The 23,180-nt window shown below is 71.6% G+C and carries 17 protein-coding genes and 1 riboswitch; of the genes, 9 read left to right on the top strand and 8 right to left on the bottom strand.

Features of this window, described 5'->3' with window-relative positions; all coding sequences use genetic code 11:
- Positions 1–4 precede the first annotated feature (4 nt).
- Complete coding sequence (locus ACFO3J_RS30230) at positions 5–985, bottom strand: alpha/beta fold hydrolase (protein ID WP_386436149.1); 981 nt, start codon at positions 983–985, stop codon at positions 5–7.
- A 227-nt stretch (positions 986–1,212) separates the two neighbouring features.
- Between ACFO3J_RS30230 and ACFO3J_RS30225 the strand changes: the two genes are divergently transcribed.
- A complete protein-coding gene (locus tag ACFO3J_RS30225) occupies positions 1,213–1,518 on the top strand; it encodes a hypothetical protein (RefSeq protein ID WP_386436147.1) in 306 nt (101 codons plus the stop codon).
- A gap of 148 nt (positions 1,519–1,666) precedes the next feature.
- Here ACFO3J_RS30225 and ACFO3J_RS30220 read toward each other — a convergent pair whose 3' ends face one another.
- Both ACFO3J_RS30220 and ACFO3J_RS30215 read right to left on the bottom strand, forming a co-directional pair.
- On the bottom strand, positions 1,667–2,035 hold the full coding sequence (locus tag ACFO3J_RS30220; protein WP_386436144.1) for a DUF488 domain-containing protein: 369 nt from the start codon (positions 2,033–2,035) through the stop codon (positions 1,667–1,669).
- A 333-nt stretch (positions 2,036–2,368) separates the two neighbouring features.
- On the bottom strand, positions 2,369–3,424 hold the full coding sequence (locus ACFO3J_RS30215) for a M23 family metallopeptidase (protein ID WP_386436141.1): 1,056 nt from the start codon (positions 3,422–3,424) through the stop codon (positions 2,369–2,371).
- A gap of 12 nt (positions 3,425–3,436) precedes the next feature.
- Positions 3,437–3,573, bottom strand: a riboswitch (cyclic di-AMP (ydaO/yuaA leader).
- Positions 3,574–4,175: 602 nt separating this feature from the next.
- Between ACFO3J_RS30215 and ACFO3J_RS30210 the strand changes: the two genes are divergently transcribed.
- Positions 4,176–4,781, top strand: coding sequence for an N-acetylmuramoyl-L-alanine amidase (locus tag ACFO3J_RS30210; RefSeq protein WP_386436406.1), 606 nt, complete (start codon positions 4,176–4,178; stop codon positions 4,779–4,781).
- Here the strand turns inward: ACFO3J_RS30210 and ACFO3J_RS30205 are convergent.
- From ACFO3J_RS30205 to ACFO3J_RS30195, 3 genes are all read right to left on the bottom strand, one after another.
- Complete coding sequence (locus ACFO3J_RS30205; protein ID WP_386436139.1) at positions 4,754–5,431, bottom strand: DUF4240 domain-containing protein; 678 nt, start codon at positions 5,429–5,431, stop codon at positions 4,754–4,756. The two genes, ACFO3J_RS30210 and ACFO3J_RS30205, sit on opposite strands and share 28 nt — an antisense overlap.
- Before the next feature lie 197 nt (positions 5,432–5,628).
- The gene (locus ACFO3J_RS30200; protein WP_386436136.1) at positions 5,629–6,651 is read right to left on the bottom strand and encodes an alcohol dehydrogenase catalytic domain-containing protein; all 1,023 of its coding nucleotides are present in this window, start codon (positions 6,649–6,651) and stop codon (positions 5,629–5,631) included.
- A gap of 98 nt (positions 6,652–6,749) precedes the next feature.
- Positions 6,750–7,598: an SDR family oxidoreductase gene (locus tag ACFO3J_RS30195; RefSeq protein WP_386436133.1), complete on the bottom strand. Its 849-nt coding sequence runs from the start codon at positions 7,596–7,598 to the stop codon at positions 6,750–6,752.
- Positions 7,599–7,959: 361 nt separating this feature from the next.
- Between ACFO3J_RS30195 and ACFO3J_RS30190 the strand changes: the two genes are divergently transcribed.
- Positions 7,960–11,166, top strand: coding sequence for a glycoside hydrolase family 2 TIM barrel-domain containing protein (locus tag ACFO3J_RS30190; RefSeq protein WP_386436130.1), 3,207 nt, complete (start codon positions 7,960–7,962; stop codon positions 11,164–11,166).
- 153 nt (positions 11,167–11,319) lie between these two features.
- Here the strand turns inward: ACFO3J_RS30190 and ACFO3J_RS30185 are convergent, their stop codons facing one another.
- Together ACFO3J_RS30185 and ACFO3J_RS30180 are read right to left on the bottom strand one after the other, a co-directional pair.
- Positions 11,320–12,582, bottom strand: a complete 1,263-nt coding sequence (locus ACFO3J_RS30185; protein WP_386436127.1) for a hypothetical protein — start codon at positions 12,580–12,582, stop codon at positions 11,320–11,322.
- A gap of 112 nt (positions 12,583–12,694) precedes the next feature.
- Complete coding sequence (locus tag ACFO3J_RS30180) at positions 12,695–13,195, bottom strand: SigE family RNA polymerase sigma factor (protein WP_386436125.1); 501 nt, start codon at positions 13,193–13,195, stop codon at positions 12,695–12,697.
- A 175-nt stretch (positions 13,196–13,370) separates the two neighbouring features.
- On the opposite strand from ACFO3J_RS30180, the gene ACFO3J_RS30175 reads away from it, so the two are divergent.
- The 6 genes from ACFO3J_RS30175 (at position 13,371) to fxsT (ending at position 23,179) form a co-directional block, all read left to right on the top strand.
- Positions 13,371–13,766 (top strand): hypothetical protein, encoded by a 396-nt coding sequence (locus ACFO3J_RS30175; protein WP_386436122.1) that lies wholly within the window; start codon positions 13,371–13,373, stop codon positions 13,764–13,766.
- 472 nt (positions 13,767–14,238) lie between these two features.
- Entirely contained in the window at positions 14,239–16,392 is a 2,154-nt protein-coding gene (locus tag ACFO3J_RS30170) for an FxsB family cyclophane-forming radical SAM/SPASM peptide maturase (RefSeq protein ID WP_386436120.1), read from the top strand.
- Between the two features lie 6 nt (positions 16,393–16,398).
- Positions 16,399–17,229 carry an aminoglycoside N(3)-acetyltransferase gene (locus ACFO3J_RS30165; RefSeq protein ID WP_386436117.1) on the top strand — a complete coding sequence of 277 codons (831 nt, stop codon included), beginning with the start codon at positions 16,399–16,401 and terminating at the stop codon, positions 17,227–17,229.
- Positions 17,222–17,875 carry a TIR-like protein FxsC gene (locus tag ACFO3J_RS30160; RefSeq protein WP_386436114.1) on the top strand — a complete coding sequence of 218 codons (654 nt, stop codon included), beginning with the start codon at positions 17,222–17,224 and terminating at the stop codon, positions 17,873–17,875. Before ACFO3J_RS30165 ends, ACFO3J_RS30160 begins: the two co-directional genes overlap by 8 nt.
- 7 nt (positions 17,876–17,882) lie before the next feature.
- Complete coding sequence (gene fsxC / locus ACFO3J_RS30155) at positions 17,883–19,214, top strand: FxsC protein (protein ID WP_386436111.1); 1,332 nt, start codon at positions 17,883–17,885, stop codon at positions 19,212–19,214.
- Positions 19,211–23,179 (top strand): FxSxx-COOH system tetratricopeptide repeat protein, encoded by a 3,969-nt coding sequence (fxsT, locus tag ACFO3J_RS30150; RefSeq protein ID WP_386436108.1) that lies wholly within the window; start codon positions 19,211–19,213, stop codon positions 23,177–23,179. The genes fsxC and fxsT overlap by 4 nt, the downstream gene beginning before the upstream one ends.
- The last annotated feature ends 1 nt before the right edge of the window (position 23,180 follow it).

Genomic DNA, 23,180 nt, shown 5'->3' with positions numbered 1-23,180 from the left:
GCCTTCACGCCTCGGCCGGCAGGGACGCCAGCCACTCGGTCAGCAGATGGTTGACCTCGGTGGGGCGTTCCTGCTGGACCCAGTGGCCGCAGCCGTCGAGGAGGTGGGAGGAGACCAGGCCCGGCAGGGTGGTGGGGTAGGCCGCGATCGCGTCGGACAGCCAGAGGGTGGAGGCGTCCTGGTTGCCGCCGATGAAGAGGGACGGCTGGGTGATCGGGGCGCCGTCGAAGTCGGCGAGGTCCTCCCAGTCCCGGTCCATGTTCCGGTAGCGGTGCAGCGGACCGCTCAGGCCGGTCCGCTCGAACTCCCCTACGTAGAAGTCGAGATCGTCCTCGCTGAGCCAGGCGGGGCGACGGCCGGTGGGAAACCGGTCGCGCATCGCCCCGCCGCGGCCGATGAAGTGCGGGTCGGGCTCGCCGGGGCCGGGGGCGGTGTCGGCGGACAGCGCGGCGTAGGCGCCGGCGAGCCAGCCGCGTACGTCGGGCTCGATCTCGGCCTCGGCGCGGCCGGGCCGCTGGAAGTAGGAGACGTAGAACTCGTCGTCCCCGCCCATCCGGGCGAAGACCTCGGTGGGCCTCGGTCCGCCGCGTGGGGCGTAGGGAATGCTCAGCAGCCCCACCGCGCGGAAGACATCCGGCCTGAGAAGTGCCGAGTTGGCGGCGATGGCCGCTCCCCAGTCGTGGCCGACGATCACCGCGGACCGCTCGCCCAGGGCGCGCACCACCGCCGCGTTGTCCTCGACGAGTTCGAGCATCCGGTAAGCGTCCACGTCGCCGGGCTTCGACGAACGGCCGTAACCGCGAACGTCGATGGCGACCGCGCGGTATCCGGCCGTTGCCAGCGCGGGCAGTTGGTGGCGCCAGGAGTACCAGGACTCCGGAAAGCCGTGCACCAGCAGCACCAGCGGCCCGGTCCCCTGCTCCACCAGGTGAGTCCGGCCCGCGGGCGAGGAGACCATCCGGTGGGTTACGTCCGTGGGCGGCATGAATCCTCCTGGGCTCGATCGGCGGTGCGCGCCGGCATCCGTGCGTCGATCATGGCGCGACGCGACCACGGTACCGAGCGCTGTTGCCGTTTCGGCAAAGCGGCTGGGGGCGGGCCCGAGCTTGGCACCGGCGGCGCGGCGCGGCGCCCGGCCTCCCCGGCCCGGCCGGCACCGAGCGGGCCGGGTTAGCCTCGGGCAGGAAGAACCCTGACGAGGAGGACGACGCGATGGCTGGGATTCCGGCGAGTGTGGTGGCCGCGGGTGGGCTGATCGGGGGGTACGGGATCGCCCGGTGGACCAAGCGGCGCGAGCTGGGCGGCGTGGCCCTGGCGGCGGCCGGGGCGGTGGCGGCGCGCGAGTGGCAGCGGCGGGCCGGCACAGGGGCCGCCGCCGGGCTGACCGGGGCCTATGTCGTCGCCTTCGCGGGGTCCCACCCGCTGGCGAAGAAGGTCGGCGCGTGGCCGGCGGTGTTCGCGGTGGCGGGCGGCGTGGCCGCGGCATCCTGGGCGGTGGCGGAGCGCGGCAGGGCGTAGGGCGAGGCGGGCTGCGCTTGCGGGGTGCGCTTGCTCTGGGAACCTGCGGGACCCGCCCGCGCCCGGCCGCCCGGCCGCCGGAGGGACGGGCGCCCGGGCCAGCCGGACCCGTACCGAAGCCCGCCGTCTCCCGCCCCAGGCGGGAGGCCTACCTCCGTAGGTAGTCCAGCAGCACCGGCAAGTGGCTGTGGTCCGGTTCCTTCACCGCTGTCAGCAGGGTGACGCGGCCCTTCCGGGCGCGGGCGCGCAGCGAGGTCGCGGCTTCCTCGGCGGCCGGGGCCGCCAGCAGTTCCGCGTGGAAGCGGCGTTCGAAATCCTCGTACTGGTCCAGGTGGGCGTGGTACCAGGAGCGCAGCTCACGCGAAGGCGTCAGCTCCTTCGGCCACTGCGCCACCTCGGCCCGCTCCTTGGAAAGGCCCCGCGGCCAGAGGCGGTCGACCAGCACCCGCAGGCCGTCGGCGGCCTCGGGCGGATCGTAGGCGCGGCGGACCCGGAAGCCGGTCGCGTGCGCGGCCATGGCGGACCTCCTGAAGGCGGCAGGAACCCGTACGTCCTCAGTCTGCCGTCCCGGGGGTCGGCACGCCGTGCGGCGTCACCCGCCCGGGGTTCGCCCCGCCCGGAGCGGAAAAGGACCGGCGGCCCTGGCTGGGGGGGAGTAGCCAGGGCCGCCGGCGTATGAGGGGCGGGTCCAGCGCCGAAGCGGCAGGTCAGAAGCGGTCAGACCGCCGGGGAGGTCAGGACCCCGAGGCGCCCGGCCCCGCTCGGGCCGAGCGTTTCAGCCGCGCCAGCCGCACCAGCTCGACGCCCGCGCAGCGACACCGCACTACCCGAGGTTACCCGCAACCGCCGCTCAGACCTCGACATCGTGCCCGGCCAGCCACGCTACCGGGTCCACCGCGTCGCCGCCGCCCGGACGGACCTCCAGGTGGAGGTGGGGCGCCGGGACGTTGCCGGTCGCGCCGACGCGGCCGATCGTGTCACCGGTGGTGACCGGTCCCGAGTTGACGACCATCGTCGAGAGGTGGCAGTACCAGAGCTCCGTACCGTCCTGGAGCGCGACCACCACCCGGTAGCCGTACGCGCCCGCCCAGCCGGCCGAGGTGACCGTACCGCCGTGGACGGCATGGACCGGGGTGCCGGTCGGGGCGTCGAAGTCCTGGCCGACGTGGGAATTGCCCCACAGGTCGGCCTCGCCGTAGCCGGCGGTGAGGGTGTAGGAGGCGACCGGCTTGATGTAGGAGGCCGCGAGGCGGGTGACGCGGTCGGCCTCGGCGCGGGCGGCGGCCTCGGCCTCGTCCCGCACCTTCGCCTCGGCGGCGGCCTTCGCGGCGGCGGCCTGCTCGCGTACCTTGCGGGCCGCGTCGTCGCGGGCGGCCTGGAGGGCGGCGGCACGCTCGGCGGCCTCGCGCTCGGCGCGGGCGGCGGCCTCACGGGCCTGAGTGGCCTGGCTGACGATCCGGGCGCGCAGCGCCTCACCGGGGTCGGCGAGGCGTGCCGTACCGGCCGGCCCCGGCGCGGATGCCTGCGTCTCGTCCGCCACGGGCCGGGCCGCCTGGCCGGACGACGGGCCGGTCAGCGCGTCCGGCAGCAGATCCGGTACGGACACCGGTACGGGCGCGGGTCCGGCCGGGACGCCGGGCGCCGCGACGGCCGCGGCCACCCCGCTCGCTCCGACGGCGGCCATCGCCGCCATGCCGAGGACGGCGGAACCGCGGGCCAGGGTCCGCTGCCGGGGCAGCGGGGCCGGGGCGGAGGCGGGGAGCGGAAGGGGCTGCGGGAGCGGCAACGGCTGCGGCAGCTGCCGGGGCTCGGGCGCGGCCGGCTCGGCGGCGGGGAACTCGTCCCACTCCCGGGCGGGTTCGGTCTCCGGCCGGGCAGGTGCGTAGGCAGGTTGGTTCGACGCCACGGCGGGCGCACTCCTTTCCTTCCCTCTCGCCTACCGGGTTAGCTGACGGGTTCGGAGCAGGAAGGTCTCCTACGGGCCTGACGGCTGCCCGATTCACCCCAGGTGTTGGGTCCCCGGTTCCCGCGGACGGGATTCGGCAAGCGCACGGTGCCGCCTCTTACGGCGGTGGTGACAACCGCGCTGCGTTATCAAACGTTAATAGAGGCGGGCAGGTTTTCCAAGCCGAATCGGAGAGTTGGGGGGAGTCAGCAATCGGTCATCACCTGCCGGGCGAGGGCAAAACGGTCAGCCGATGTGTTCACGAGGTGATGTGAGCGTGTGTCAGTTGTTATGCGAACGGGACCGGTCGGCTACGTTCGGTGAGCGGGCGTCGACGAAACGATACGGCGGAGGGCGTGGACCAGGTGGGCGTACGACCGGAAACGCGCGCGGCGGCCCCGACCGCGACCGTGATCCCAGTCCCCGGCACCGGCACCGGCACCACCACGGGCACGCCGCACGTTCTTGTCATGGACCCGCTCAAGCAGTCGTCCCCTCACGACACCCACGGGAGCCCGCCATGGTACGTCCCAGCCTTCCCCGACTCCCCTACGAACGAGGCCTGTCCGACCTCCCCGCCACCGGCCGCCGGGCCGACGACCGCCCCGCCTCCGACCGCGCCGCCCCCAGCCGGCCGGACACCGTGAGCGCGGCCACCGTCGGCACCGCGCCCGGCCGCACCGCCAAGGCCCGCGCCGACAACCCCGCCGCGCTGAACCCCTCCCTCACCCGCCGCCAGCTGCTGCGCGGCGGCCTCGCCCTGAGCGCCACCGCCGGGGCGGTCCTCGGCGCCGAGGTCTGGGGCGGCGCGGGCCGGGCCGCCGCCACGACCGTCGACTACCCCACCGCCACCTGGGCGCCCGCCAGCAGCGGCAACTACAGCGCCTCCAGCCGCCCCACCACCTACCCGGTCGAGCTGGTGGTGATCCATGTGACCCAGGAGACCTTCGCCGACACCATCAGCCTCTTCCAGGACCCCGCGCACGCGGCCTCCGCCCACTATGTGGTCCGCTCGGCCGACGGCGCGATCGACCAGTGCGTCCGCGAACGCGACATCGCCTGGCACGCCGGCGAGTGGGACTACAACACCCGCAGCATCGGCATCGAGCACGAGGGCTGGGTGGACCAGCCGGCCTACTTCACCGCCGCCCTCTACGGGGCCTCCGCCCGGCTGACCGCCGCCCTGTGCGACAAGTACGGCATCCCCAAGGACCGCGACCACATCATCGGGCACTACGAGGTCCCGGGCACCGACCACACCGACCCGGGCGTCAACTGGGACTGGGTCCGCTACCTCCGCCTGGTCAACGGCGTCTGATCCTCCGGGCCCGCGCCGCCCAGCGGGAACATCGCGGTGAGCCGGGGCAGGCGGCGCGCGGATTCGGGCTCGTCCAGCACCGACCAGCGCCGGCCCGAGGGGGTCATGCCGGGGCGGTTGCGGGTGACGGAGTCGAGCAGGGCGCGGGTGGCGGCGTCGAAGGAGTCGCCCCCGGAGCCCGCGCCGCCGGAGGAGGCGGAGGAGGCGGAGGAGCCGCCGCCCGAGCCGCCGGTCACCTGCTCGTACGCCTCCCGGGCCAGATACGCCAGGGATTCCCACTGCGGCCAGGCGTCCTCCGGCCAGGCGGCGCGGGGGCGGCCGGACAGCCGCAGCACCTCGGGGGCGTAGGCGAGCACGTCGGCGTCGGTGAGGGCGGCCTCGAAGACCGGGCGGCCGAGGCCCACCATCCAGCGCTGGAAGTAGCAGAAGGCCTCGTCGGAGCACCAGCCGCCGAGGATGCGGTCGGCGGCCGCCCACAGATTCCAGGTGAAGGCCTCGCCGGTGAGGTGGTCGAGGCACGCCTGGAAGCGTATGAGCTCCGGCGGCGAGAGCCGGCAGAGCACGGCGCGGAGCCACGCGTCCCGCTTGTCACCGCTGAGCCCCTGGCGTTTGCAGTCGGCGATGAGAGTCCAGAAGGGATCGGTCTCCATACCGGCGACTATGCCAGGGGACTGAGACAAAGCATCCCCAATTTCAGCTGCTGGACGTTCGGTCGGCGGTCAGCGGGGAAGCCTGTCCGCTACACGTTCCGCGGCGGCCGCGGGCCATCCCCGAGGGCCGCCTGGATGACCGTCACCTGGCGGTGCGGGAGTGTGGACGCCCGGCGGACAAGTCGCCTGACGGGTCCTCATGTCCCGGTCGTCAGCACCATCCGGAAGCGCGCCCGGCCCGACAGCATCTTCGCGTAGGCGGCGCCCGCCTCCTCCAGCGGAACCTCCTCGATCATCGGCCGCAGGCCCTGCCGGACCGCGAAGCCGAAGACCTCCTCACGGTCGAGAGGAGTGCCGGAGATGATCCCGTAGACCCTCTTGGTGCCGACGATCAGTTGCAGCGCGCCGAGCGACAGCTCTTCCTGGGGCAGACCGATGACGACGAGTTCACCGCGGCGGCCGAGCCCGTCGACGGCCGAGGACATCGCCTCGGCGTCGGTGACGGTGGCCAGGACGACCTTGGCGCCGCCGAGTTCCCGCAACGCCTTCGGGACGTCCTCCCTGATGCTGTCGATGTAGTGGTCGGCGCCCAGGTCCCGGGCGAGGTCGCCCTTCTCGCCGCCGCGGGCGACCGCCACGGTGTCGAAGCCCATCATCGAGGCGACCTGGACGCCCAGGTGCCCCACGCCGCCCAGGCCCATCACGGCGATCGTGTCACCGGGCCGGGCGGAGCTGTTGCGGAGCGCGTTGAAGGCGGTGAGTCCGGCGCAGGCCAGCGCGGCCGCGTCGGCGGAGCGGAGTTCGTCCGGGACGCGGGCCAGCCCGTTGGCCGGGATGACGACCGTGTCGGCGAAGCCGCCGGGGTACGAGACGCCGGGGATCTTGGCCTCGGGGCAGTTGATGCCGTCGCCGGCCCGGCATGCCTCGCAGGTGCCGTCGGTACCGGCGATGTAGCCGGAGGCGACCCGCTGTCCGACCGTCCACTCGGTCACCCCGGGGCCGACCGCCTGGACCCGGCCCGCGATCTCGTGGCCGGGTGTCATCGGGAAGCTGCTGCCGGGGAGGTAGCCCTCGATGATCGGGACGTCGGAGTGGCAGATCCCGCAGGCCTCGACGGCCACCCGCACCTCCCCGAAGCCGGGCTCGGGGATTTCCGTCTCGCCGAGGACGAGGTCGCCGCCGGGCTCGGACACCTGGACGGCTCGGGAGGTCACGCTCATGAGTGCTCTCTTTTCGGTCGGGTCTTCGGTCGGGTCTTCGCCGGGCCCCGGCCGGCGGCCCGCCCCCGCGTCGGGGGCCTCCGCCGGGGCGCCCGCCGTCACAGTTCCGCCGTGCTCAGGAACTCCTCCCAGGTCGTCGAGCCAGCCGTGTAGGGCGCGCCCGGCGCCGGGGCCAGCGCCCCGCGCTTGATCGCCCGCGCGCCGGGCAGCACCCCGGGCAGCGGGACCGGCAGCAGCAGGCGCCGCCGCCCCGCCGCCCGCAGGTACGCGCGGGTCAGCGTGCCGGCGTCCGTCCGCTGCGGCCCGGCCAGGTCCGGTACGTGCCCGGCCGGCTCGCCGAGCGCGAGTTCCACCAGCCGGGCGGCGGTCTCATCGGCGTCCACCGGCTGGAGCGGGACACCGGCGGGCATGGGCAGCAACGGCGAGCGCGAACCCGTGCGCAGGCTGTCCAGCACCAGGTCGTAGAACTGGGTGACGCGGATGATCGTCCACGGCAGCTCCGAGTCGGTGATCACCCGCTCGGCGTCGTACTTCGACCGCATGTAGGCCTGCGAGACGGTGTCCGCGCCGACCACCGAGATGAAGACGAGGTGCGGCGGGCCCGCGGCCGGCCCCGCGGCCGGGTCCGTGCCGCCGGGGCCCGGCTGCTCGTCACGGGCCCCGCCGGCCCCGGTGGCCCGCGCCGCGGCCCGCACCAGATTGCGGGTGGCCTCGGCGTCCCCCTTGCTCCGGCTGGCCAGGTGCACGATCGCGGAGACGCCCTCGACCGCCTGGGCGACCCGGGTGCCGCCGGTGCTCAGATCGCCGAGGACGTATTCGACGCCGTCCTCGTCGTCGTGCGGGCGCCGGCTCAGCACCCGCACCCGGCGGTCGGCGGCCAGCAGCCGCGGTACGAGCAGCCGCCCGAGCAGGCCGGTGCCGCCGGTGACCAGGATGGGCGCGTCCATGATGTGCAGCCTCCTACGGGGCCGGCTCCGGGTGCCGGGTGTCCCTGACCGGTTCCTCAGGTGCGGGTGCCCACTCTCCGATGCCCCATTCGTCCGATTTATCCAACATGGGGCGGGCCAGGCTCGGCGCCGGGGCCGGGGGGCCGATGGGCGGGTGCGGCGGGGGAGGCGTCCGACGGCGCGACCGCCCTGGGGAACTCCCAGCTCGGGGCGCGAAACCTGCGACGCGACCCTTGACCTCCGGCAGTGCGATCCTGCAAGAATCCGTGTGCCATTGGTTGATTCTGTTCATTGCTGGTCACTTATGGCGTCCTTCATCGGGACGCCAGCTGGTGCATGCCTCAAAGAGGAGGGATCCCACATGCCGGTCAACCGCAGGTCGTTCCTGATCGCAGGAGCCGCAGGGGCTACCGCCGTTCCCACGCTTCCGGGTCTCAGCGGAATCGCGAGCGCCCACTCCGGGCCTTCGTCGTCGCCCACATCACCCACCTCAACAAAAACTCCCATCCCCAGAACCGTCGACCTCGCCGACGACTGGCGCTTCGCCCTCGTCAACCCGGCCGGGATCACCGACCCGACCGGCGCGTACGCCGACGCGGCCGACCCCGGCTACGACGACTCGCGCTGGCGGGCCGTCCGGATCCCGCACGACTGGAGCATCGAGCAGACGCCCAGTACCGCCAACGGCACCTCCGGCGGCACCGGCTATCTGCCCGGCGGCCTGGGCTGGTACCGCAAGGCCTTCACCCTGCCGCCCACCGTGGCCGGCCGCCGCGTCTCGGTCGAGTTCGACGGCGTCTACATGGACTCGTACATCTACTGCAACGGCACGCTGGTCGGTAACCACCCCTACGGCTACACGGGGTTCGCCTTCGACCTCACCGATCTGCTGCACACCGACGGCCGCACCGCCAATGTCATCGCCGTCGAGGTCCGCAACCAACTGCCCAGCAGCCGCTGGTACTCGGGCAGCGGCGTCTACCGGCACGCCCGCCTGGTGATCACCGACCCGGTGCACGTGGCGCGCTGGGGCACGTATGTGACCACACCCGGCCTCGCCGACACGATCGGCGGAGGCGGGAGCGGCAGCGGCAAGGGCAAGACCAAGGGCAGCAGCCACGGCTACGGGACCGTGCACGCGCAGATCGGCGTCGTCAACGAATCCGCCGCCGCCACCTCGGTCACCGTGCTCAACACCGTCCGCGACGCGGACAACCGCGCCGTGGCGCAGTCGAGTTCACGGCTCGACCTGCCGGCCGGCGCCACCGCGCAGCAGGTGACGGTCGAGCTGCGCGTCGACCGGCCGGGCCTGTGGTCGTTCGACACCCCGGAGAACCGCTACCGCCTCGACACCGAGATCCAGCAGCACGGCAGGACGGTGGACACGTACAGCACCGGCTTCGGTTTCCGGTACATCAGCATCGACCCGGACCAGGGGCTGTTCGTCAACGGCGAGCGGGCCAAGATCCAGGGCGTCGACCTCCACCACGACCAGGGCGCGCTCGGCTCCGCGATCAACTACGACGCGGTGCTGCGGCAGATGACCATCATGAAGTCCATGGGCGTCAACGCCTTCCGCACCTCGCACAACCCGCCGTCGCCCGAGATGGTCCGGGTCTGCGAGGAGCTCGGCATCGTCATGATGGTCGAGGCCTTCGACTGCTGGCACAACGGCAAGAACACCTACGACTACGGCCGGTTCTTCGACGCCAACAGCGCCTCCGACATAGCCGAGATGGTGGGCGCCAACCGCAACTCGCCCGCGGTGATGATGTGGTCGATCGGGAACGAGATCCCCGACTCGACCAGCACCGCCGGACTCGCCATGGCCGACGGGCTGATCACCGCGATCCGCGCGCTGGACACCAGCCGGCCGATCGTCATCGGCTCCGACAAGTACCGCGGCCTGCCCACGGTCGGCTCGGCGGCCGACCTGATGCTCGCCAAACTCGACGGCCTCGGCCTGAACTACAACACCGCGGCCTCGGTGGACGCCCTGCACGCCCGCTATCCGCACCTGTTCCTCTTCGAGTCCGAGTCGTCGTCGGAGACCTCGACCCGCGGCACGTACCAGGAGCCCGAGCACCTCAACACCGGTGAGAACTACACCCGGGGCAAGCGGGCCGCCTCCAGCTTCGACAACAACCTCGCGTCCTGGACGATGAGCGGCGAGTACGGCCTGAAGAAGGACCGCGACCGCGCCTTCTTCGCCGGGGAGTTCCTGTGGTCGGGCACCGACTACATCGGCGAGCCGACCCCGTACGGCGTCTTCCCGGTGAAGGCGTCCTTCTTCGGCGCGGTCGACACGGCCGGCTTCCCGAAGGACATGTACCACCTCTTCCGCAGCCAGTGGACGAGCGAGCCGATGGTCCACCTGCTGCCGATGGACTGGACCGACCACAAGTCGGGCGACACCGTCGAGGTGTGGGCCTACTCCAACGTGGAGACGGTGGAGCTGTTCCTCAACGGACGCTCGCTGGGTGTGCGGAGCTTCGACGTCAAGAAGACCGTCGACGGACGGACGTATCTGGAGACCACCGAGGCCACCGGCGACGACAAGACGGTCACCACCGGTCCCTACCAAGGCAGTTACACCAGCCCGAACGGCAGCGCGGGCAAGCTGCACCTGACCTGGAAAGTGCCCTTCGCCACCGGTGAGTTGAAGGCGGTGGCCCGCCGGCACGGGCAGACGGTCGCCACCGACATCCTGCGCACGGCCGGCGACCCGCACGCCGTCCGGCTCACCCCCGACCGCGATTCGCTGGTGGCCGACGGGAGTTCGCTGGTCTACGTCACCGCCGAGGTCATCGACTCGCGCGGCGTCGTGGTGCCCGGCGCGGACCACCTGATCACCTTCAAGGCCACCGGCGGTTCGCTGGCCGGGCTCGACAACGGCCAGCAGGAGAGCGCCGAGCGCTATCAGGCCACCACCCGGACCGCCTTCCACGGCAAGGCGCTCGCCATCGTCCGGTCCGGCACCGACGCCGGCCACCTGACCGTGACCGCCACCGCGCACGGCCTGCACAGCGGCTCCACCTCGATCCGCACCACCCGCGCGTCCGGCCCGGTGGCCACCACGCCCCCGGCCCGCTTCGCACCGGACCCGGGCCCCGGCGCCCCGGTCTACCCGCTGGCCGACGCCAGTTACTCCGGCGCCACCAGCTCGCTGCCGGCCGCCATGCTGGACGGCAACCCCGCCACCGGCTGGTCCAACGCGTTCAAGAAGAGCGCGACCGCGCTGCTGCCCGCCTTCAGCGGCGCCCGTCCCGCCGACTGGGTCTCGGTCACCTGGGCCAGCGCCCAGAGCGTCAGCACCCTGTCGGTCACCTTCACCGTCGACGCCACCCACTCGCTGCCGGCCACCATCGCGGTCTCCTATCTGGACGGCGACCGCTGGGTCCCGGTCCGCAAGCCGGTGATCACCTGGGCGACCGCCACCGGCACGCCCACGGTCATCACCTTCTCCGGCGTCCACACGGCCGCCGTCCGGCTGGACCTGACCAGCGCGGCCCCCGACACGGCGGCCGGCGCGCAGCGGATCACCGAGCTGACGGCGGGCACGGTGTAGTCGGGCCGAAGCCTTCCGCACGTACGACTTCAGCGCGTACGACTTCGGCGCGTACACCTTCAACACGTACGACGCGCCCGTGCCCCGGCCGGTGGTTTCCGGCCGGGGCACGCGCGCGAGCACCGCAGGGAGCGCGGCCGGTCGGCGGCAGCCTCAGTGCTTCGGGTCCCACTTCGGGCTGAGGGCCATCGCCTGGAGCCGGTCGAGGTCGAGTACGGGCTGCGGCCGGGTGACCGGGCCGATCGCGGAGTAGGAGTTGGCTTCCTGGACGGCCACCCGGTGACCGTCCGGATACAGCACGTCGGCGGTCCAGAGCACGGCGTCCGAGTCCGTGTTCGCCTTGGTGTCCACCACCTTCGTACCGTCCGGCAGCTGACTGGCCCGGCAGAAGTAGACGTTCCGGTCGGCACAGTTCATCTGGAGCTGACCGGCCATGTCCGTCTGCACGTTCACCTCGAACATGTTCTTCCCGTGGCCGTCGTCGAAGACCGCCTCCGCGGCACCCGAGCCGGCATAGAGGTCGGACACGGTGCCGCCCCTGGGCAGCAGCGCGACCAGCGCGGAACGCATCCGGGCCTCGGGCGGGCCTTGCATGATGTGCGAGGGCCGCCGGGTCTCGGTGGCGGGCGTGGGGATCGAGTCGAGGGCCTTGTGCCAGGCGGGGCTCCGGGCGATCACGGCCAGCTGGTCGGTGGACAGCACCGGAAGGACGCCGGTCGCGGCCACCTTGTCCGGGTTGCCGCCGGCGAACTCCTCGACGTTGACCTGGGCGCCCTCCTTGCTGGTGACGACCGCGGACCAGACCTTTTGCGAGGCGCTGTCGTCCGGCCGGGCGTGCGACTGGTTCGTGGTCAGCGTCGAGCCGCCGGGCAGCGGCACGGTCCGGCACACGTCGTAGGGCCGGTCCTCGATCGGGACGCAGTTGCCCTGCCCCTGCTCGTCCAGCGGGATGCCGGGGGTCAGCCGGCTGAGCCAGAGCCGCAGGTCGGAGGTGCCCTGGCCGTTGGTGTAGGTGATCTGCGCGGTGCGGTAGCCCGGCATCACCGGCGGGGATTCCACGGTGACCTGGCCGGGCGGCAGCAGGCTCTTGAACGTCTCGACCAGCTCCTTCGCGCTCACCGGCGGGCCGGGTGAGCGGGGCTCACCGGGCACCGGGACGGTCTGCTCGGCATCGATCGCGGCCGCCTGGGGCGCCCCCCGGTGCCCGCCGAGCGAGCCGCCGACGAGCAGCGTCGTACCGATCGCGACGAGCGTCAGCGCCGCCGCGGCGCCGGCCTGCGCGGTACGGACTCGGCGCTGCCGCTGGGCGCGGGCGGTGGCGCCGCGCACCAAGTCCGGGGCGGGGGGCGGGAAATGGTCGGCGGCCAGGCGCAGGGCGTCGGGCAACCGGTCCTCGAAACGCTGGTCGGAAGGCATGGCTGAGCTCCATCCGTACGGGAGGTGGTGAAGGGTGGGGGGCCGGCCAGCGTCTGGGCCGACCGGGACGTGCCGTGCGCGCCGACTGCGCGCCCGCGAGCCCTGACGGGCCCTACCGGGGCACGAAATCGGTGAACTGGTCGCCCAGCAGCCCGCGCAGCCGCTGCAACGCCCGCATGCACTGGGCGCGTACCGCCTCCGGTGACAGCTGGAGGGTCTGGGCGGTCTGCTCGACCGAGCGGTCCTCCCAGTAGCGGAGCACCAGCACCGCCCGGTCCCTGGCGGACATCCTGGCCAGCGCCTCCAGCAGCGTCAGCCGCAACTCGGCGTCCTGCGCCGGCCCCGCCGTGTCCGGCAGCCGGTCGCTCGGATACTCCCGCGAACTGCGCCGCCGCCGCTGCGAGAGGAAGGTGCGCACCAGCACCGTATGGGCGTAAGCCACCGGCGCCTCCTTGCGGTTGATCCGCCACCAGGAGCGGTACATCTTGGCCAGCGTCTCCTGCACCAGGTCCTCGGCGAGATGCCAGTCCCCGGTCAGCAGGCACGCGGTGCGGAACAGATGCCGGCTGCGCGCGGCGGCGAACTCCAGGAAGTCCGCCGGTGGTTCCCTCATGCCTGATCCCCCTCCGATGACGCCGTCCGTCACCCCTTCACACGCGGTCGGACACGAACGCGTTACGGATGCGCGCGGATTGGCTTTCGGTCGGGTCCCGGCCCCCGAAGTCCTGGCCTAGGAAGCCTTCCTCGGGGCAACCTGCCTGAAGTCCCCTCGACAGAAACGGAATCACATGAAGATCTTCGGCAGAGAGCCCGCGCTGTGGGTCGCCCTCGTCGCGATCATCGTCAAGCTCAGCACGGCGTTCGGCCTGGACCTGACCAATGACCAGCAGGCCGTGATCAACGCGGTCGCCGCCGCGCTGACCGGGCTCATCGTCGCGATCAGCGTGCACGACGGCATCGGCGCCGCCGTCATCGGCCTCGTCCAGGCGGGCCTGTCCCTCGCGGTCGGCTTCGGTCTGCACTGGTCGCCCGAGCAGCAGGCCACCGTGCTCAGCCTCGCCTCGGCCATCGTCGCCATGTGGACCCGCACCCAGGTGACCGCCAAGGTCCCGGCCACACCGGTCATACCCCCGGCCACACCCCCCGCCGCCCCGGCGGCCCCCGCCACCGCCCCCGCCTCCTGACCCACCCGGCCGGTCGGTCCGCCCGGTCCTGGCAGCCGCACGGCCAAATCCACCTCGGCGTAACCGCGGTGGATTTGGCCGTGATCGCATCGACTCTGGCTCGTAACCACCCTTTGCCGCTCTTGTCACTGAGCTGACCGGCCCCGATGATGGTCAGGCGATGATGTCGGGCACTGATGACACGCCGCTGCCTCAGCGATCCGGGACGCGTGATTCCGTGAACCGGGCAAGGAGACTGCCATGAATGATGCCGGGGGGATGTCCGGCACACGATCGTGCGGGAATTCACCGTCAACGGCCGAGACAGCCGAGGGGCCTCTGATCACCGAGATTCCGGACCGCGCGGCCACCCCTTTGGACGCGCTGGCCAAAGGCGACCCGAGGACGGTTAATCGGCTGCTGCCTTCCCGAGGCTCGCAGGGACCGGGCTTCAATTCCAGTATCTGACCGGGCCGGCCCACCGCAGCCGCTCATGACCGTCAAGGCCAGAGCTTTCCGTCAGTTCGTCCTCAAGGTGCACAGCCGGTGCGACCTGGCCTGCGACCACTGCTACATCTACGAGCACGCGGACCAGAGTTGGGCCCGCCGGCCGCGGGTGATCTCCGACGCGACCGTGCGGGCGACGGCGTCGCGGATCGCCGAACATGCCAGGGCTCACCCCGAACTCCCGCGTGTCCACGTCATCCTGCACGGCGGCGAGCCCCTGCTCGCCGGGCGCGAGCGGCTGGCCCGGATCGCCTCGACGCTGCGGTCCGCGCTGGACGGCGTCTGCGACCTCGACCTGCGGATGCAGACCAACGGGCTGCGGCTGGACGAGGAGTTCTGCGCCATGCTGGTCCGCGAACGGATCAGCACCGGGATCTCCCTCGACGGCGATCGCACCGCCAACGACCGACATCGCAAGCGGAGCAATGGCGCTGGATCGTACGACGCCGTCGTCCGCGCCGTGCGGCTTATCGGCTCCCCGCCCTATCGCCCATCCTTCGCCGGCCTGCTGTGCACCGTCGATGTCCAGAACGACCCGCTGGCCGTGTACGAGGCGCTGACCGCACTCGAACCGCCGCGAGTCGACTTCCTGCTGCCGCACGCCACTTGGGACCGTCCCCCGGAGCGGGATCCGGGCCTTGGGACGGTCCCCTACGCGCAGTGGTTGACCACGGTGTACGACCGGTGGACCGCCGACGGTCGGCCCTTTCCTGTCCGCTTGTTCGACTCTCTGGAGCAGGGACGCGAAGGACGGGAGTCCTTCACCGAGGCACTCGGGCTGGGCAGTCCCGATCTGGTGGTGGTGGAGACCGACGGCGAGATCGAGCAGGCGGACTGGCTCAAGACCGTGGAGCAGGGCGCACCGAGTACCGGCTTCGACGTCCGTCGGCACTCCTTCGACCGGGCCGCCGCTCACCCGGGTTTCCTGGCCCGCCGGACCGGGCTCGGCGGACTGTCCGAGAAATGCCGCGGCTGCGATGTCGTGCGGGTGTGCGGGGGCGGGCTCTACGGGCACCGCTGGAGCTCGGGCAAGGGCCCCGGCGACGGCTTCGACAATCCATCGGTCTACTGCGACGACCTTTTCGCGCTGATCTCGCACGTCCTGGAGGCACCGCGTCCGGAACCGATCGCCCGCCCGCACACCCTCAGTGCCTCGGGCTTCGACTCGCTCGCCGCAGGCCGGAACGACGACGAAGCGCTGCGAGCCCTGGTGGCCGCCGAGTTCAGTGCTCGCCGGCTGCTGGTGGGCGCGGTGTGCGGCCGGTATCCGGGGCCCGAGGCGGAGGCGCTCACCGAGCTCGACCGGCGCCAGCCCCAGGAGGTGGCCGAGGTGCTGCGCCACCCTTATCTCGGGGCGTGGGCGATACGGAGCCTGGAAGGGCATCTGGAGCCGGCCGCCGTCCGCCTGCGGCTCGGGGAGATCGCGACAGCCGCTGCCCTCGCGGCCGGCACCGACCTCCGGCTGGAACTGCCCCCAGGGACGACGACGGTCCACCTGCCGGCTCTGGGCCGGCTGATCCTGCCCGGGTGCGTGGAACCGGTCGCGCTGGGCACCCGGCGCAAGGCGCTGCTGCTCGCGTTCGGCGATCACCGACCGCCGCTTCCGGTTGCCGGTGCGACCGGTCGCGGATTCCGCTGGGAACCGGCCCGCCGAATCATCGCGGGTGAATTCCGTTTTCTGCTGGAAGACGGTGATCCCTACCGGGACGGCTTCACTACCGAGCCTTCGCCGATGCTCGATGAAGAGGAGTTCCACCACTGGCAGCGGCTGTTCGGCGAAGCCGGCCGCCATCTCGGCGATCGGTACGACCGCCATGCGCCAGGAATCCGTGCTCTTCTCACCGCATGCACTCCTCTGCGCGGGGAAAAAGCAGGTGGGTTCTGCACGGCTAACCCCCTTGCTTTCGGCGCCTTCGGTCTGGCCCCGCCTGAAAATTCGGCGCGGCTGGCCGAGTTGATCGTAGAAGGAGTACAGCAGGTGAAGTTCAACGCCCTGTTGGACCTGTTCGATCTGGCCGACGGTGACGAGGCCAGGGAAAGCCTTCGATCCGCGTATCTCGACCGCGCGCACCGGGCCGTGCCGCCCGACCACGGCCTCACCGCGTACGGCCGCCGTATGGCCGCCGTCCTGCGGGGCTGACCGGGAATGTTCACCGAGGAGTCCCTCACGGCCGACCTGCGCCGACTCGGCGTGGGCGGGGCCAGAGCGCTGCTGATGCATTCGTCCCTGCGATCCGTCGGGCTGGTGCGGGGCGGCAGTCTCACCGTCGTCCGCGCGCTGCGAAGAGCCCTCGGTCCGGGCGGCACGCTGGTCGTCCCGACCTTCACTGAGGGGAATTCCCTCACCTCTCGTACTCATCGGAGAATGACCGCCGGACTGACAGACTCTCAAACCCTGGCCTACCGTGAACGGATGGAGCCCTTCGACTCGGCCTCGACCCCCTCCTACGGGATGGGACGGATCGCCGAGGAGGTGCGCACCACCGCGGGAGCACTGCGCAGCCGCCACCCGCAGACTTCCTTCGCGGCGATCGGCCCGCTGGCCGCCCGGGTCACGACCGGGCATCCGCTGGACTGCCTGCTGGGCGAGCGCTCGCCGCTCGGCCGGCTCTACGACAACGGCGCGCAGATCCTGCTGCTGGGCGTGGGCTTCGAGGTCTGCTCGGCCTTCCACCTGTCGGAGTACCGGGTGCCCGCTCCGGTGCGCCGTCCCTACTACTGCAAGGTAGCCACAGAGGACGGCCCGCGCTGGATCGACTTCAGCGATGTGGACCTCGACGACCGGGACTTCGGGGAGGTGGGGCAATGGGTGGAGACTTTGCCCCACCGCGGCCACGGGCTGGTGCTACGCGGCCGGGTCGGCGACGCCGACGCCCGCCTGCTGCCCCTCGTCCCCGCTGTCGACGCCGCGGCTTCCTGGATGACCACTTGCCGCAGCACGGCGGGGCAGCTGTCGGGGGAGGGCGACCGTGCCTGAGAACTCCACCCTGCGCCGCACCGTCCAGACGCCCTACGGGTTCCTCAGCTACGGCCGCACTCCCCAAGTGCCCGACACCCACCGGCCGCCGGACAGCGGACTGATCCGCCTGCACGACAAGCTGTCCGAGGACGTGATGGCGCTCACCGATCTCCAGATGGGGCGCACCGCTGTCTACCTGGACCGGCGGACCATGCTGGGAAGCCAGTGGAAGGACGAGCTGAAGAGGCACCTCGCCGAGTGCCAGGTCCTCATACCGGTGCTGTCCCCGCGGCTGTTTGCGAGCAGGTGGTGCGCCGTGGAATGGCAGTGCTTCGAGCTGCGCCAGCAACTGCAGCGCGACAAGGGCGCGTTCACCCGCAATGCCATCGTCCCCGTGCTGTGGATCCCAATGGACCACAAGGAGATACCGAGCCCGTACGCGGACGTGCAGTACACACACGAGGGGATGGGCCACAGCTATGAGGGGAGCGGGCTGTACGGCCTGCTCTCCAACGGCCGGCACACCACGTTCAATCGGGTCATCTACCAGCTCGCCCGGCACATCGTTGAGGTGGCGGTCAGCGCACGCCTGGAACCCTGCGATCCGGCGCTCTTCGACGACCTCTTCGACTCACTCGACAGCTCGGCCGGGCAGGAGCACTGATGTCCTGATGTATGGCAGCCGTCCCGCCTCAAGCGTCCACGACGCATCGCCGTATTTCTTCCTCAGCTACGCCGCCACCCCAGCACCGGGCGAGCAGGCGGCACCCGGACGGCCGTTGCCGGACAAGAACGTGGGCGAGTTCTACGCCGACCTGAGCGCGGAGGTGGCGCGGATGTCGGGAGCGTCCGCCCGGACACCGGTCGGGTACGTCGAACAGCCGGGCCACAGCGCGGAGCGCACCGCACGCGCTCTGCTCGGCTGCGGCAGCTTCATTCCGCTGGTCTCCCGCCGCTACTTCACGGACGCGTCCTGCGGCCGGCAATGGCACGCCTTCACCCATCGGTTCCCGCCGGGAGCCCTGCTGCCGGTACTGTGGACCCCGGTACCGATCACCGCGCGCCCGGTGATCGTCGATCTGGAGCTGCCGGTGCCCGAAGCGCCGGCCACCGCGGTCCCGGTCGACACGAAGGCACTGGAGTTCTACGCCGAGAACGGGCTGTACGGCCTGCGCCAGGACACCGACCGATCCTGGGCGTACGCGCAGTGTGTACGGCGGATCGCCCAGTGTGTGGTGCAGGCCGCCGCGCGGGAGATACCCGAGACCTCCCCGACCGCGACGGAACCGGCGGCGCTGGGGGATCTCCCGGACGCGTTCGCCGCTTCGCCCTGGCACCCGCTGGGCATCGCCGTGTTCGCCCCGGACCTCGACCACCTGCCCCCGGACCGCGCGGACACCAAGTACGGACCGGGGCCGCGCGATTGGCAGCCCTTCAGCGACAACTTCGGCGCCTCGCTTGCCGAACGCACGGCCGGACTTGCCCGCAACCTCGGATTCGCGCCCGATGTCCGCACCTTCGACCAGGCTGAACCAGTGTTCCTGGGCCTGGAGGAGGTCACCAGCCCTTGGGTGCTCATCCTCGATCCGTGGATCCTCTACGACCCGGCGGCCGTCGAGCGGCTCCGGGCCTTCGACGCCCGGGATCTGCCCTGGGTCACGGTGCTGACGCCGTTGGCCGACGATCCCCAGACCGACCTGAGGCGTCGGGAACTGGGCGACCTGCTCGGCTCGGCGCTGCCGCGGCGGCTGGCCGGCGGGCGCTTCATCCAGCGGATGGCGGCGGCCGGCATCGAGAACTCCGAGGCGTTCAACTCCCGCTTCATGGAACTCGCCGACAGTGCGGCCCAGCACTATCTGAACCGCGCTCCGATAGCATTCTCGACCAGATCGAGCAGATCATCCGCTTCCGCCGCGGAGCGGCGCCACACCGGCCCCGACGGAACGGTCACCTCCGTCCCGGACCCGGCTGAGCCCCGCGGTGACCAGGAGGACCGACCGTGACCGGCGTACCGACCCGCCCATACAACGGCAAGATCGTCACCTTCTACAGCTACAAGGGCGGCACGGGCCGCACCATGGCGCTGGCCAACACGGCCTGGATCCTCGCCTCGCAGGGCAAGCACGTGCTAGTGGTGGACTGGGATCTGGAAGCGCCCGGACTCGACCGCTTCCTGCGCCCCTTCCTCGAACCGAACGCGCTGCGCGACCGCCCCGGTGTGCTGGACCTGATCAACGACTACATGCTGCGGGTGACCGACGCGCTGCGCGGCAGCCGTCCGGGGCCCGAAGAGGCGGCCCGGCTCGGCGGCTGGATCACCCGTCAGGCCGACATCGCCAAGGCGGTGTCCCCACTGAACTGGCGCTTCCCGGGGGGCGGGCGGCTGGAGTACATCTCGGCCGGCCGCCAGGACCGTAATTACTCGTCGATCTTCTCCCAATTCAACTGGAACCGCTTCTACGAGGAACAGTTCGGCGGCGAGTTCCTGGACGCGCTGTGCTCGCAGTTCCGACAGGCGTACGACTACGTGCTCATCGACAGCCGCACCGGCCTGAGCGATATCTCCGACATCTGCACCATTCACTTCCCCGATGTCCTGGTGAACTGCTTCACCCACAACGACCAGAGCATCGAGGGCGCGGCGGCAGTCGCCCGCCGGGTGGAGGACACCTACGGGGACCGCCGGATCCGGATACTGCCGGTCCCGATGCGGGTCGAGGACTCGGAGGCGGAGCGGCTGGAGGCCGCCCGGGCCAAAGTCCGGCTCACCTTCGACCAGTTACTGGCCCGCACCCCGCATGTCGACGCGCGGCGCTACTGGGGCAGTGTGGAGGTCCCGTACAAGGCGACGTACGCCTACGAGGAGATCCTCGCCACCTTCCGCGACGAGCAGGGCACCCCTGCCTCGCTGCTGGCCGCCTGCGAGCGGCTGACCGAGGTGATCACCGAAGGCGACGTGTCCTCGCTCGCCCCGATGACCGAGGAGGAACGCCAGAACTACCTGAAATCCGTGGTCCGGCGCCGCCCGCCGGACCCCACCCACGTCTTCCTCAGCCATGTGCCGGAGGACCGGATGTGGGCGGACTGGATCACCCGGGTACTCAGCGAGGCCGGATTCACCGTGGGCGACGCGCGGTCCGACGCCGGCGCCGGCGCCGGCGTCCCCTTGCGGGACGACACCGACAGCAAGGTACGCGCCGCATCCCGCACGGTCGCGGTGCTCTCGGCCGCCTACCAGAAGTCCCCCCAGGCCAGGGCGGTGTGGGAGGCGGTGGCCGCCGCGGACCCGATGGGCTCGCGCCGCACCCTGGTCCCGATCCGGGTCGGCGACGTCCGGCTCGGCCATCCGTTCTCCGACCGCACCCCGGTGGACCTGAGCGCCCTGAACGAAGCGGCGGCCCGCAGCGCCCTGCTGCGCGCCATGGACGCGCCGGTGGCGCCGCTCGAACACCCCGCGGACGCCGCCGAGGGCCGCCCGCGCTACCCCGGGGCCGAACCGCCCGTATGGTCGGTCCCGGTGCGCAACGCCGCCTTCACCGGGCGCGACGACATGCTGGAGAGCCTGCGCCAGCGGCTCGCGGAGAGCGGCACCGCTACCTTGCTGCACGGCATGGGCGGCGTCGGCAAGACGCAGCTGGCCACCGAGTATGCCCACCGCTATCAGGGCAATTACGACGTCGTCTGGTGGATCGAGTCGGAATTCGGCGACCTCGCCCTGCGCCAGTACGCGGAATTGGCGGCGCACCTCGATGTCGCCGAGCGGGACAGCATCAGCGCGACCGCCGACGCGGTGCGCGACGCCCTGCGCCGCGGCACGAAGTACGACCGATGGCTGCTGATCTTCGACAACGCGACCACCCCGGAGTCGATCGAGCGTCTGCTGGTCAACCGGCCGAGCGGCCATGTGGTGATCACCACGCGCAACGAGGGCTGGGCCCAGATCGCCGCGCGCGTCGAAGTCGAGGTCTTCACCCGCGCCGAGAGCGTCGAGCACCTCTCGCACCGGGTGTCCGCGATCAGCGCCGAGGAGGCCGACGCGGTCGCCGAGGCGCTGGGAGACCTCCCGCTGGCCATCGACCAGGCCGCCGCATGGTTCAACGAGACCGGTCAGGAGGCGGCCGAGTACCTGCGCCAACTCGAACGCCAACTAGCCGATCTGGTCCCGGGGCCGGCCACCGACGCCTACCCGCTCCAGGTGGCCGCCACCTGGAACATCTCCATCCAGCGGCTGAACTCCCCGGTCGCCCATCGTCTGCTCCAGCTCTGCGCGCATTTCGGTGCCGACCCCATCGCCCTGGACCTGCTGCACGGCAAGGAGGTGGGCGAGTCGCTGAGCGCCCTCCAGCCGGCCAGCGAGGGCACGGCGCTGGTCTCCCGGGCCACCCAGCAGCTCAGCCGCTACGCACTGGCTCAGGTCGACCGCAAGAGCCGAAGCCTCAAGGTCCACCGGCTCGTCCAGGCCGCCGTCCGCTCGTCGATGACCGAGGAGGAGCAGGAGGCCGCCCGCAGCACCGTACGCAATGTGCTCAGCGGTGCCCGGCCCTCCGAGGGCGATGTCGAGGGCCCGGAGAACTGGCCGCGCTACAACACCATCTGGCCGCATCTCAAAACTCCGTGGACCAGGCATTCCCTGGACGACCGCATCCGCCGCCTGATGACCGAATGGCTCCGTTATCTGCGCGCCCGCGGTGAGTACCAGGAGGCCGTTGAACTCGGCGAGGACCTGCTGGTCCGCTGGCAGAAGGGGGCAGGCCCCGACGACCGGTGGACGCTGCACCTGCGCTTCCAGATCGCCAATCTGCTGCGCGCGCAGGGCTGGTACCAGAGCGCGCTGGACATCGACCAGGACGTCATCGTCCGGCAGCGGGCCGTGCTGGGCGACGACGACTCGCAGACCCTGATGACGGCAGGCAGCCTCACCGCCGACCTGCGCGCGGTCGGTCGAGTCCGTGAGGCGCTCGACATCGACCGTGAGACATACGACCGGTCGGTCGATCTGTTCGGCGAGGACCACCCGCGCACCCTCGTGGCCGCCAACAACCTGGCGGTGTCGATGCGGATGGCCGGGGACTGCTTCGCCGCCCGGTTCGTGGACAAGGAGAACTGGGACCACCGGGCGGAGACGCTGGGCTCCGACCATCCCTACACGTTGTCGTCCATCATCAACCTCGGCCGCGACCAGCGTTCGTGCGGCGACTACGAAGCGTCGGAGGAAACGCTCCGCGGCGCCTACGAGTTGGCGGGCCGACTGCCCAACCTGGGCCCGGAGTCCCCCTCCGCACAGGAGGCTGCCAAGGCACTGGCGGTCACCCTGCGCCGGCTGGGGCGGCTTCCCGAGGCCATCGAACTCAGCCAGGGCGTACTGGACAACTGCCGGCGGCGCCTCGGCGACGACTCACCGGAGACGCTGGTGGTCCGGCTGGGTCTGGCCGGCCATCTCGCGGCGGCCGAGCGCCACGAGGAGGCGTACGACGAGACCGCGGAACTGCTCGACAAGTTCCGGACCGTGCTGGGCGACAACCACCCCAATACGCTGGCCTGCGCGGTCAACCACGCGGTCAACCTGCTGAGCATCGGGCGGCTCAGCGAGGCGCAGGCACTGGGGGAGCGGGCCAGGACCTCACTGAAGAGGCTGCTCGGCGCGGAGCACCCGTTCAGCATGAACTGCCAGGTGAACCTCGCCAACGCCAACGCGGCCCTCGGCGAGACCGAGCGGGCGGAGCGGCACTACCGCGAGGCGTACGCGGCGCTGCGCGCCAGCCTCGGGGCCGACCACCCCTCCACCCTCATCTGCGCGGCCAACCTCTCGATCCTGCTCGCTGCTGCGGGCCGGGCCGACGAGGCCCGGGAACTGGCCGAGACCGGTCTCGACATCCTGGCCTTGAAGCTGGGGAGCAAGCACCCGCGGGTGGTGCGGCTGAGGAGGGGGGAACGGGTCGGACTGGAACTCGACCCGCATCCGGTGTGAG

The sequence above is a fragment of the Streptomyces polygonati genome (assembly GCF_042650325.1).
Lineage (GTDB): Bacteria > Actinomycetota > Actinomycetes > Streptomycetales > Streptomycetaceae > Actinacidiphila > Actinacidiphila polygonati.
This window is presented reverse-complemented; position numbering and strand designations above follow the sequence as displayed.

Coding starts and splice junctions, on each gene's coding strand:
- fsxC (WP_386436111.1), top strand. CDS start 17,883: ATGTATGGCAGCCGTCCCGCCTCAAGCGTCCACGACGCATCGCCGTAT.
- ACFO3J_RS30205 (WP_386436139.1), bottom strand. CDS start 5,431: ATGGAGACCGATCCCTTCTGGACTCTCATCGCCGACTGCAAACGCCAG.
- ACFO3J_RS30200 (WP_386436136.1), bottom strand. CDS start 6,651: ATGAGCGTGACCTCCCGAGCCGTCCAGGTGTCCGAGCCCGGCGGCGAC.
- ACFO3J_RS30230 (WP_386436149.1), bottom strand. CDS start 985: ATGCCGCCCACGGACGTAACCCACCGGATGGTCTCCTCGCCCGCGGGC.
- ACFO3J_RS30225 (WP_386436147.1), top strand. CDS start 1,213: ATGGCTGGGATTCCGGCGAGTGTGGTGGCCGCGGGTGGGCTGATCGGG.
- ACFO3J_RS30220 (WP_386436144.1), bottom strand. CDS start 2,035: ATGGCCGCGCACGCGACCGGCTTCCGGGTCCGCCGCGCCTACGATCCG.
- ACFO3J_RS30175 (WP_386436122.1), top strand. CDS start 13,371: ATGAAGATCTTCGGCAGAGAGCCCGCGCTGTGGGTCGCCCTCGTCGCG.
- ACFO3J_RS30195 (WP_386436133.1), bottom strand. CDS start 7,598: ATGGACGCGCCCATCCTGGTCACCGGCGGCACCGGCCTGCTCGGGCGG.
- ACFO3J_RS30165 (WP_386436117.1), top strand. CDS start 16,399: ATGTTCACCGAGGAGTCCCTCACGGCCGACCTGCGCCGACTCGGCGTG.
- ACFO3J_RS30180 (WP_386436125.1), bottom strand. CDS start 13,195: ATGAGGGAACCACCGGCGGACTTCCTGGAGTTCGCCGCCGCGCGCAGC.
- ACFO3J_RS30190 (WP_386436130.1), top strand. CDS start 7,960: ATGCCGGTCAACCGCAGGTCGTTCCTGATCGCAGGAGCCGCAGGGGCT.
- ACFO3J_RS30185 (WP_386436127.1), bottom strand. CDS start 12,582: ATGCCTTCCGACCAGCGTTTCGAGGACCGGTTGCCCGACGCCCTGCGC.
- ACFO3J_RS30170 (WP_386436120.1), top strand. CDS start 14,239: ATGACCGTCAAGGCCAGAGCTTTCCGTCAGTTCGTCCTCAAGGTGCAC.